8 protein-coding genes and 1 riboswitch are annotated in these 10,885 nt (G+C 71.2%); of the genes, 5 read left to right on the top strand and 3 right to left on the bottom strand.

Annotated elements, in window-relative coordinates:
• The first annotated feature begins 32 nt into the window (after positions 1 to 32).
• The 5 genes from ACH4N1_RS21555 (at position 33) to ACH4N1_RS21575 (ending at position 5,838) form a co-directional block, all read left to right on the top strand.
• Positions 33 to 1,289 carry an HD-GYP domain-containing protein gene (locus tag ACH4N1_RS21555; protein WP_398099151.1) on the top strand — a complete coding sequence of 419 codons (1,257 nt, stop codon included), beginning with the start codon at positions 33 to 35 and terminating at the stop codon, positions 1,287 to 1,289.
• A gap of 105 nt (positions 1,290 to 1,394) precedes the next feature.
• Complete coding sequence (locus ACH4N1_RS21560) at positions 1,395 to 2,375, top strand: tetratricopeptide repeat protein (protein WP_398099153.1); 981 nt, start codon at positions 1,395 to 1,397, stop codon at positions 2,373 to 2,375.
• Between the two features lie 70 nt (positions 2,376 to 2,445).
• Positions 2,446 to 3,096 carry a peptide deformylase gene (gene def, locus ACH4N1_RS21565; protein WP_382784501.1) on the top strand — a complete coding sequence of 217 codons (651 nt, stop codon included), beginning with the start codon at positions 2,446 to 2,448 and terminating at the stop codon, positions 3,094 to 3,096.
• A 319-nt stretch (positions 3,097 to 3,415) separates the two neighbouring features.
• Positions 3,416 to 4,471: an epi-isozizaene synthase gene (gene cyc1, locus ACH4N1_RS21570; protein ID WP_398099156.1), complete on the top strand. Its 1,056-nt coding sequence runs from the start codon at positions 3,416 to 3,418 to the stop codon at positions 4,469 to 4,471.
• Positions 4,468 to 5,838 carry a cytochrome P450 gene (locus ACH4N1_RS21575; protein WP_398099158.1) on the top strand — a complete coding sequence of 457 codons (1,371 nt, stop codon included), beginning with the start codon at positions 4,468 to 4,470 and terminating at the stop codon, positions 5,836 to 5,838. The genes cyc1 and ACH4N1_RS21575 overlap by 4 nt, the downstream gene beginning before the upstream one ends.
• 24 nt (positions 5,839 to 5,862) lie before the next feature.
• Here the strand turns inward: ACH4N1_RS21575 and ACH4N1_RS21580 are convergent, their stop codons facing one another.
• The 3 genes from ACH4N1_RS21580 to ACH4N1_RS21590 all read right to left on the bottom strand — a co-directional run bounded on the left by ACH4N1_RS21580 (position 5,863) and on the right by ACH4N1_RS21590 (position 10,428).
• The gene (locus ACH4N1_RS21580; protein ID WP_398099160.1) at positions 5,863 to 6,825 is read right to left on the bottom strand and encodes a GlxA family transcriptional regulator; all 963 of its coding nucleotides are present in this window, start codon (positions 6,823 to 6,825) and stop codon (positions 5,863 to 5,865) included.
• Between the two features lie 211 nt (positions 6,826 to 7,036).
• Positions 7,037 to 8,047, bottom strand: coding sequence for a ribonucleotide-diphosphate reductase subunit beta (locus ACH4N1_RS21585; protein ID WP_398099162.1), 1,011 nt, complete (start codon positions 8,045 to 8,047; stop codon positions 7,037 to 7,039).
• Positions 8,047 to 10,428, bottom strand: coding sequence for a ribonucleoside-diphosphate reductase subunit alpha (locus ACH4N1_RS21590; protein WP_398099164.1), 2,382 nt, complete (start codon positions 10,426 to 10,428; stop codon positions 8,047 to 8,049). Before ACH4N1_RS21590 ends, ACH4N1_RS21585 begins: the two co-directional genes overlap by 1 nt.
• 122 nt (positions 10,429 to 10,550) lie before the next feature.
• A riboswitch (cobalamin riboswitch) is annotated at positions 10,551 to 10,722 on the bottom strand.
• Positions 10,723 to 10,885: the final 163 nt, after the last annotated feature.

Genomic DNA, 10,885 nt, shown 5'->3' on the forward strand with positions numbered 1-10,885 from the left:
GAAGCCGCTCCGGCACGACGCGGAGCCCGGCGGTGAGCGGCCGCCGCACGGCACACGCCTGCCGGCCCCTGCGCGTGCTGCACGCCTTCGCCGGGCTTGTCGTCGGGGTGTCCCTCCTGACCGTCCTCCGTTCCGGCCTGGCGGAGCGGTCGGTCGCGCTCGCGTTCGGGGTGCTCGTGGCCGTCGGCGAGGTGACCCGGTGGAGCGGGCCCGGGCCGCGCGGGGCCGCGCCGCTCGGTACGGCCGCCGCCCTGTCGTACGCGCTGCTCGGGGAGCACGCCGGGCACGCCACGCGGCACGGGACCGCCCAGGTCGTCTCCGTCGTGGCCGCCGCCTCGCTGCTCGGCAGCGTGCCGCATCTCGCGCGGGGACAGGGACGCGTCCTGGACCACCTCGTCCGGCGCGTGCTGGCCGCCGGGTTCGCCGCCGTCTGCTTCCAGCCCCTGTACAACCGCGGGGTGTTCGACCGCTGGAGCGGCCCCGCCTACGCGCTGCTGCTGCTCGCCCTGCTCGTCCTCACCACCCTGTGCGAAGCCGTCGTCGCCGCCGCGCTCGCGCACTCCCGCACCGGCTGGCCGTTCCCGCCGCTGCTCCGTGACGAGTTGCGGTCCGTGCCGGGGATCGGGTCGGCGGTGTGCGCGACCGGCGCGGTGATGGCGCTGGCGGTGGCCGTCGTCGGCCTGTGGGCGCTGCCGGTGTTCTCGGTGCCGCTGCTGCTCACCCAGCTGTCCCTGCGCCGGTACGCCGCCGTCCGCGCCACCTACCGGCAGACCATCGCCTCGCTGGCCCGCGCCACCGAGATCGCCGGCTACACCCCGGTCGGGCACGCCCGCCGGGTCGCACGGCTCAGTCAGGCCGTCGGCCGGGACCTGGGCCTGACGGAACCGGAGCTGACCGTGCTGGAGTACGCGGCCCTGATGCACGACATCGGTCAGCTCAGCCTCGTCGACCCGGTCCCGGCCGGGGCCACGGCCGGTCTGCCGCCGGCCGAGCAGCGGCGCATCGCACTGCTGGGCGGTGCCGTCGTCCGCCGGACCGGGGCGGGCGCGCGGGTCGCGACGGTGGTGGAACGCCAGGCGGACCCCTACCCTGAGCAGCCGACGGCCGCCCGGATCGTGCGGGTGGTCAACGCCTACGAGGAGAAGGTGCGCGACGCCGGCCCCGGCGGGCCGCTGACCGCACTGGAGGAACTGCGGCTGGGCGCCGGCGGGGAGTACGCCCCCGACGTGGTGGAAGCCCTGGCCAGGGTCCTGTCGCGGGACTGTCTGACCCTGCCCGCGGGTGGGTAACCCATGGGTAATGAGCGGCCCTCCAGCCACACGTGGTTGGATGCGAGGGAGAGAGTGTCCGGGGGCACTGGCCAGCCCACAGAACGGAACTGGCAGGCGGGAATCGTGAGGATCTTCGGCAAGGGACGGCACCGGCCCTCCGCCTCCTGGCGGCAGGCCACCGACCGCGCGTTCACGCTGATCGGGGACGGTCGGTACGAGGACGCGGGCGCGCTGCTGACCCGTGCCGCCGACCTCGAACCCTGGCTGTCGGAGTCCTGGTTCAACCTCGCCCTGCTGCACAAGTTCCGGCACGACTGGGAGCAGGCCCGCGCCGCGGGGCTCCGTGCCGTCGCCCTGCTCGACCGGGAGACCGGCGCCCCCGACTGGTGGAACGTCGGTATCGCCGCCACCGCCCTCCAGGACTGGCCGCTGGCCCGGCGCTCCTGGCAGGCCTACGGACTGCACGTCCCGGGCGGTGCCACCGCCGCCGGCGAGCCGCTCGGCATGGACCTGGGCAGCGCCGCCGTACGGCTGTCGCCCGAAGGGGAGGCCGAGGTGGTGTGGGGACGGCGGCTGGACCCCGCGCGCACCGAGGTGCTGTCGATCCCGCTGCCGTCCTCGGGGCGGCGCTGGGGCGAGGTCGTGCTGCACGACGGGGTGCCGCACGGCGAGCGCACCACCTCCGTCGGGCACTCCTATCCCGTCTTCGACGAGATCGAGCTGTGGGCGCCCTCACCCGTCCCCACCTGGGTGGTCCTGCTGGAGGCGGCCACGGAGGCGGACCGCGACGCGCTGGAGCAGCTCGCCGCCGACGCGGGCTTCGCCGCCGAGGACTGGTCGTCCTCCGTGCGGCTGCTGTGCCGGATGTGCTCCGAGTCGCGGATGCCGTCCGACGAGGGCGACGGCGAGCATCTCGACCCGCACGACCACAGCGAGCCGGGGCACCCCGGGCCGCTCGGTCACCGCACCGACGGACAGCTGTGGGTGCCCGAGCGGGAGTGCGGGGTGGCCGCGCCGGCCTCGCTGGTGAGGGGACTGCTGGACGGCTGGGTCGCGGACAGCCCGGACTCCCGTGACTGGCGGGACCTCGAAGAGGTCTGCTGAGACCCGGAGCGGGATCCCTTTAGGCTGTACTCACAGGTTTCTCCAGGTTGCAGGAAGGCATACGTCGGTCATGGCGCAGCAGGACACCGATCACCAGCACGCGGGAGTGCTCCCCGTGGACGACGAGGGCTTCGTCATCGACACCGAGGAGACGGAGGAGCGCGAGCGGGCCTGGCGGGACGCCGGCACCTCGCGGCCCATCACCGTCGTCGGGAATCCGGTGCTGCACAAGGAGTGCAAGGACGTCACCGAGTTCGGCGAGGAACTCCAGCAGCTCGTCGCGGACATGTTCGCCTCGCAGCACACCGCCGAGGGCGTGGGCCTGGCCGCCAACCAGATCGGCGTCGACCTCAAGGTGTTCGTCTACGACTGCCCCGACGACGAGGGCGTCCGGCACACCGGTGTGGTCTGCAACCCCCGGCTGGTCGAACTGCCCGCGGACCGGCGCCGACTGGACGACAGCAACGAGGGCTGCCTGTCGGTGCCCACCGCGTACGCGCCGCTGGCCCGGCCCGACTACGCCGAGGTGACCGGCCAGGACGAGAAGGGCAACCCGATCAAGGTGCGCGGCACGGGCTACTTCGCCCGGTGTTTGCAGCACGAGACGGATCACCTGTACGGGTACCTCTACATCGACCGTCTCTCCAAGCGCGAACGCAAGGACGCGCTGCGGCAGATGGCCGAGAACGAGCCGCGTTACCCCGTGGTCGCCAACGACTGAGCCGCTCCGCCCTCCGCCCGACGCCCGACCGTGATCACCACCGGCCGGGCGTCGTTCGTGTGTCCGGCGCACGGCCGGCCGCCCTCGCCGTCCGCTGATCCACAACCGGCCGCGCAAGGGGGATTCTCGGCGTGTCGGGGTAGTGAAAGAAGCAAATCCGTTCCCAGAACGGCCAGTTGTAGTGCTGAATGGGAAGCGCGGGATACGCGACGGCGCACGCCCGGCGCGAAGGGAGGGGCGTGTGCCAACCGGCGGCTGAGAGGGGTTGTTCGTGCCAGCTTTCCCATACAGCACCACATACCGCACCACATACCGGACCGTGAGGGCCGTGACCGCGGTTCCCCCGTCGCTCTCCCTTCCGGTCGTCGAGGCGGAGTTTCCCCGGCAACTGCATCCTTATTGGCCCCAGTTGCAGGAGAACACGCGATCGTGGCTGCTGGAAAGGCGACTCATGCCCCCGGACAAGGTCGCTGAATATGCCGACGGCTTGTGCTACACCGACCTGATGGCGGGCTACTACCTCGGCGCACCCGACGAGGTCATGCAGGCCATCGCCGACTACAGCGCGTGGTTCTTCGTCTGGGACGACCGGCACGACCGTGACGTCGTGCACGGCCGGGCCGCCGCCTGGCGGGAGTTGCGGCTCCGCCTGCACGAGGCCCTCGACTCCCCGAAGGAGCACCTGCGGCACCAGGATCCGCTGGTCGCCGGACTCGCGGACAGTGTGGGCCGGCTGTACTCCTTCCTCCCCGACACGTGGAACGCGCGGTTCGCCCGGCACTTCCACGCGGTGATCGAGGCGTACGACCGCGAATTCCACAACCGGGCGGCAGGGCGCGTCCCGGGTGTGGAGGAGTATCTGGCCCTGCGCCGGCTCACCTTCGCGCACTGGATCTGGACGGACCTGCTGGAACCGAGTGCGGGCCGCGAACTCCCGGACCCGGTGCGGAAACACCCGGCCTATCGGCGTGCGGCTCTGCTGAGTCAGGAATTCGCCGCCTGGTACAACGACCTCTGCTCGCTCCCGAAGGAAATAGCGGGCGACGAGGTGCACAATCTCGGAATCAGTCTCGTCACCCATGAAGGACTGACGCTCGAAGAAGCGGTCGCGGAAGTCAGGCGGCGCGTCGAGGAATGCATATCCGAATTCCTCGTCGTCGAGAAGGACGTGCTGATGCTGGCCGACCGGCTGACCGACGGGACGGTTCCCGGAAAAGAACTCGGCGTCGCCGTGCGCGCCTGTCTCGCGAACATGCGGAACTGGTTCAGTTCCGTCTACTGGTTCCACCACGAGTCCGGCCGCTACATGGTCGACAGCTGGGACGACCGGTCCACGCCCCCGTACGTCAACAACGAAGCGACAGGTGAGAAATGACCGTCGAGTCCGTGAAACCCGTGACGTCCGGCGCATCGGAACTGCGTGAGCCCCCCCTGGCCGGTGGCGGGATTCCGCTTCTCGGCCACGGCTGGAGACTCGCCCGCGACCCGCTGGCCTTCATGGCGCAGCTGCGCGACCACGGAGACGTCGTCCGCATCAGGCTCGGGCCCAAGACGGTGTACGCCGTCACGACGCCGGCCCTCACCGGGGCGCTGGCCCTGAGCCCCGACTACATCATCGCCGGACCCCTGTGGGAGTCCCTGGAGGGCCTGCTGGGCAAGGAGGGCGTGGCCACGGCCAACGGCGCGCTCCACCGCCGCCAGCGGCGCACCGTCCAGCCCGCGTTCCGGCTCGACGCCATCCCCGCCTACGGGCCGATCATGGAGGAGGAGACGCACGCGCTCGTCGAGCGCTGGAAGGGCGGCGAGACGATCGACTGCACCTCGGAGTCGTTCCGGATCGCGGTGCGGGTCGCGGCCCGCTGCCTGCTGCGCGGGCAGTTCATGGACGAACGCGCCGAGCGGCTGTGCATCGCGCTCGCCAGCGTCTTCCAAGGCATGTACCACCGGATGGTGGTGCCCCTCGGACCCCTCTACCGGCTGCCGTTTCCGGCCAATCGCGAATTCAACCGGGCGCTGGCCGATTTGCATCTCCTGGTCGACGAGATCGTCGCCGAACGCCGGGCATCCGGTCAAAAGCCGGACGATTTGCTGACGGCATTGCTGGAGGCGAAGGACGACAATGGCGACCCGATCGGGGAACAGGAGATCCACGACCAGGTGGTCGCCATCCTCACCCCCGGCAGTGAAACCATCGCTTCCACGATCATGTCCCTGCTGCTGGTGCTGGCCGATCATCCGGAGCAGGCGGACAAAGTGCGTGCCGAGGTCCGGGAGGTGACCGGAGGACGGCCCGTCGCATTCGACGACGTGCGCAAGCTCACGCACACCAACAACGTCGTCATCGAGGCCATGCGTTTGCGTCCGGCCGTATGGATATTGACGCGGCGGGCGGTCACCGACACCGAACTCGGTGGCTGCCGCATTCCGGCCGGGGCCGACATCGTGTACAGCCCGTACGCGATCCAGCGCGACCCGCGGTCCTACGAGCGGCACCTGGAGTTCGATCCCGACCGCTGGCGCCCCGAGCGCTCGAAGGACATCCCGAAGTACGCGATGCGGCCGTTCAGCGTGGGCAACCGCAAGTGCCCGAGCGACCACTTCTCGATGGCGCTGCTCACGCTGGTCACGGCGGTCCTCGCGGACGGGTTCCGCTTCGAGCAGGCCCCCGGCTCGGTCGACGCGACCCGGGTGGGCATCACGCTGCGTCCCCAACGGCTGCTGCTGAAGCCCGTCCCGCGGTGAGACCGTGCGCGCGCCGGCGTACGTTCAGGCGGCCTCGGGGCCGCGGAACGTACGCCGGTAGGCGTTCGGGGTGGTGCCCAGCGCCCGCACGAACTGGTGCCGCAGCGCGCCCGCCGTGCCGAAGCCGGTGCGCCAGGCGATCGCGTCCACCGTCTCGTCGGACGCCTCCAGCAGGTGCTGGGCGAGCAGCACCCGCTGGCGCAGGATCCAGCGGTAGGGCGTGGTGCCGGTCTCCTGCTGGAAGCGGCGGGCGAAGGTGCGCGGCGACATGCGGGCGCGGGCGGCGAGCTGTTCGACGGTGACCTCCTGGTCGAGGTGCTGCTCCATCCACGCGAGCACCTCGCCCACGGTGTCGCAGGACGAACGCGGCAGCGGCCGCTGGACGTACTGGGCCTGGCCGCCGTCCCGGTGCGGCGGTACGACCATCCGCCGGGCGATCCCGTTGGCGACCTCGGGCCCCTGTTCCTTGCGCACCAGATGCAGGCAGGCGTCGATGCCGGCGGCCGTCCCGGCCGAGGTGATCACCGGGTCCTCGTCCACGTAGAGCACGTCGGGCTCGACGCTCGTGCGCGGGTACTCGCGGGCCAGCTGCTCCGCGTGCCGCCAGTGCACCGCGCAGCGCCGCCCGTCCAGCAGTCCCGCCGCGGCCAGCACGAACACCCCGGAGCACACGCTCAGCACCCGGGTCCCGCGGTCCACGGCCCGGCGCAGCGCGTCGAGCAGCTCGGGCGGGAACTCCCGCGCCGTGTACGCGTCGCCGGCCGGTACGGCGATCAGGTCGGCGCTCTCCAGCCGTTCGAGCCCGTGCTCCGTGGTCACCGTGAACCCCGCGTGGGTGGACAGGGTGGGTTCCTCGGCCGAGGCGACGGCGAAGTCGTAGACCGGCAGCCCCTCGTCGCTGCGGTCGATGCCGAACACCTCGCAGACGACACCCAGTTCGAAGGGGTGCACGCCGTCGAGGAGGACCGCGGCCACGTTCTTCAGCATGCGGCCAGTGTGCACCCGGGATGGCAGGAATTCAAAGGTGTACGGCAGTCCTGCCACTGTCAGGAGTGTCGTGCGCACACGATGCTTACCCCATGAACGCACTCACCGACATCCTCACGGTCCTGGCCGTCTTCCTCCTCCTCACGGGTCCGGCGCTCGCGGGACTGGCCCACGAGCGCCGGATCGACCGCCGACTGCGCGGACCGCGGACTCAGAAGTCCTCGTCCAGGTCCACGGTGCCCTCCACCGCCACCTGGTACGCCGACGGACGGCGCTCGAAGAAGTTGGTCAGCTCCTGAACACCCTGCAACTCCATGAAGGAGAACGGGTTCTCCGAGCCGTACACCGGGGCGAAACCGAGGCGGCTGAGCCGCTGGTCGGCGACGCACTCGAGGTACTGGCGCATCGAGTCGGTGTTCATGCCCGGCAGGCCGTCCCCGCACAGGTCGCGGGCGAACTGCAGCTCGGCCTCGACGGCCTCCCGCAGCATGTCGGTGACCTGCTCCTGGAGCCGGTCGTCGAACAGCTCCGGCTCCTCCTTGCGGACGGTGTCGACGACCTCGAACGCGAAGGACATGTGCATGGTCTCGTCACGGAAGACCCAGTTGGTGCCGGTGGCGAGGCCGTGCAGCAGACCCCGGCTGCGGAACCAGTAGACGTAGGCGAAGGCGCCGTAGAAGAACAGGCCCTCGATGCAGGCCGCGAAGCAGATCAGGTTGAGCAGGAAGCGGCGGCGGTCGGACACCGACTCCAGCCGGTCCAGCTTCTCCACCGAGTCCATCCAGCGGAAGCAGAACTCGGCCTTCTCCCGGATGGACGGGATGTTCTCGACCGCGTCGAAGGCGGCGGCGCGGTCCTCCGGATCGGGGAGGTAGGTGTCCAGCAGGGTCAGGTAGAACTGGACGTGCACGGCCTCCTCGAACAGCTGCCGGCTCAGGTAGAGCCGCGCCTCGGGGGAGTTGATGTGCTTGTACAGCGTCAGCACCAGGTTGTTCGCCACGATCGAGTCGCCCGTCGCGAAGAACGCGACCAGCCGCCCGATCAGGTGCTGCTCGGCGGGCGTCAGCTTCGCCAGGTCGGTGACGTCCGAGTGGAGGTCGACCTCCTCGACGGTCCAGGTGTTCTTGATCGCGTCCCGGTAGCGCTCGTAGAAGTCGGGGTAGCGCATCGGGCGCAGGGTCAGCTCGAAGCCCGGGTCGAGCAGGTTCTTGTTCTCCGGCATTACTGGCAGGCCTCACAGGACTCGGGGTTTTCGAGGGAGCAGGCGACGGCCTCTTCGGGGGCCGGCTGCCGCACGGGGACCGGGGCCTGCGCCTGTGCCGCGCGGGCGATGCGGGTCGCCGGGCGGGAGCGCAGGTAGTACGTCGTCTTCAGGCCCGACTTCCAGGCGTACGCGTACATGGAGGAGAGCTTGCCGATCGTCGGCGTCTCCAGGAACAGGTTCAGGGACTGCGCCTGGTCCAGGTACGGGGTGCGCGCGGCGGCCATGTCGATCAGGCCGCGCTGCGGGATCTCCCACGCCGTGCGGTACAGCGCCCGTACGTCCTCGGGGATCCAGGTGAAGGACTGCACCGAGCCGTTCGCCTCGCGCAGGGCCTCGCGGGTGCGGGCGTCCCAGACGCCCAGCTCCTTGAGTTCCCGCACCAGGTAGGAGTTGACCTGGAGGAACTCGCCGGACAGCGTCTCGCGCTTGAACAGGTTGGAGACCTGCGGCTCGATGCACTCGTACACACCGGCGATGGACGCGATGGTGGCGGTCGGCGCGATGGCCAGGAGCAGCGAGTTGCGCATGCCGGTCGCCGCGACGCGCTCGCGCAGCGCCGTCCAGCGCTCCGGCCAGGCGAACTCGACACCGTAGTGGTCGGGGTGCAGCACGCCCCGGGCGGTACGGGTCTTCTCCCAGGCGGGCAGCGGGCCGTTGCGCTCGGCGAGGTCGGCGGAGGCCTCGTACGCGGCGAGCATGATCCGCTCGGCGATCCGGGTGGAGAGCGCCCTGGCCCCGGGCGAGTCGAAGGGCAGCCGCAGCTTGAAGAAGACGTCCTGGAGGCCCATCGCGCCCAGCCCGACCGGGCGCCAGCGGGCGTTGGAGCGGCCCGCCTGCTCGGTGGGGTAGAAGTTGATGTCGACGACCCGGTCGAGGAAGGTGACGGCGGTGCGGACGGTCTCGTCCAGCCGCTCCCAGTCGATGACCTCGGTGGCCCCGGGGGTCGTGTCGACGAACGCGCCGAGGTTCACCGAACCCAGGTTGCAGACCGCCGTCTCGCCGTCGTCGGTGACCTCCAGGATCTCCGTGCACAGGTTCGAGGAGTGGACCACGTGGCCCGGTTCGGCGGTCTGGTTGGCGGTGCGGTTGGCCGCGTCCTTGAAGGTCATCCAGCCGTTGCCGGTCTGCGCGAGGGTGCGCATCATGCGGCCGTACAGCTCACGGGCCGCGATGGTCTTCCTCGCGAGGCCCGCGGCCTCGGCCGCGCGGTAGGCCGCGTCGAACTCGTCGCCCCACAGGTCGACCAGTTCGGGTACGTCGGCCGGGGAGAACAGCGACCACTGCCCGTCGGCGTCGACCCGCCGCATGAACTCGTCCGGCACCCAGTGCGCCAGGTTGAGGTTGTGCGTACGGCGCGCGTCCTCACCGGTGTTGTCGCGCAGTTCCAGGAACTCCTCGATGTCGGAGTGCCAGGTCTCCAGGTAGACCGCGGCCGCGCCCTTGCGCCGGCCGCCCTGGTTCACGGCGGCGACCGAGGCGTCCAGGGTCTTCAGGAACGGCACGATGCCGTTGGAGTGCCCGTTGGTGCCGCGGATGAGCGACCCGCGCGAGCGGATGCGGCTGTACGACAGCCCGATGCCGCCGGCGTGCTTGGAGAGCCGGGCGACCTGGTGGTAGCGGTCGTAGATCGAGTCCAGCTCGTCCAGGGGGGAGTCCAGGAGGTAGCAGGACGACATCTGCGGGTGCCGGGTGCCGGAGTTGAACAGGGTGGGCGAGGAGGGGAGGTAGTCCAGGCGGCTCATCAGCCCGTAGAGCGCGGCGACCTCGTCGACGGACCTCGCCGTGTCGTCCTCGGCCAGGCCGCTCGCCACCCGGAGCAGGAAGTGCTGGGGGGTCTCGACGACCTTGCGGGTCAGCGGGTGGCGCAGCAGGTAGCGGCTGTGCAGGGTGCGCAGGCCGAAGTAGCCGAAGCGGTCGTCGGCGTCCGTGTCGACCAGCGCGTCGAGCCGGGCGGCGTGCAGCCGCACGAACGCGGCGGTGCGGTCGGCGATCAGGCCCTCGCGGTGGCCGACGGCGACGGACGTGGTGAAGGAGGTGACGCCCTGGGAGGCGGCCTCGGCGCGGATGCCGATCGTCAGCAGCCGGGCGGCCAGCCGGGAGTAGGCGGGGTCCTCGGAGATCAGACCGGCGGCCGCCTCCGTGGCCAGCTCGCGCAGCTCCGCGATGACATCCGGCACGGCCCCCCGTGCGGACCGGCCCCGCAGGGCGGCGGCGGCGACCCGGCCGGGGTCGGTGTCGGGGAGGTCGGCGGTCAGCTCGGTCAGGGTCCGCAGCAGTGCGGCTCCGGGACCGTCGGTCTCCGGGGCTGCTGAAGCCGGTTCGGCTGGCGCGATGGTCACGTGGGGCTCTCCCTCGCTCGGCGGGGGCCTTGCGCAGGGCAGGGGGCAGCACACGAGCGCGGGGCGCGTCGCGTCCACCGGCCCATTCCGCGAGGCCCGGACGTCAGGGCACCCGAGCCGGACGGACCGGGTGCGCTGCCGGCAGGTGCTCGGACTGACCGTGCGTGCGGATATGGGGATGCGCGCACGCACGTACACCGTTGCGGGACAGTTCCGGATTCGCACCGGATTCCCCTGCGGCGACAGCGAGCATGAGCATACATCTTGTGCCGGGCCGCCGTGCGACCCCCAGATGTTGTGTCGGACTGGCTTCACAGCGTCAACTCCGAGGCGACCGGACCCAGTCCTCGCGGCACGGGCGCGTACGACAGCGGGGGGGGGGGGGGGGGGGGGGGGGGGGGGGGGGCGCGGGGGGGGGGGGGGGGGGGGGGGGGGGGGGGGGGGGCGCGGGGGGCCC

The organism is Streptomyces sp. NPDC017202 (genome assembly GCF_044331705.1).
Taxonomy (GTDB): domain Bacteria; phylum Actinomycetota; class Actinomycetes; order Streptomycetales; family Streptomycetaceae; genus Streptomyces.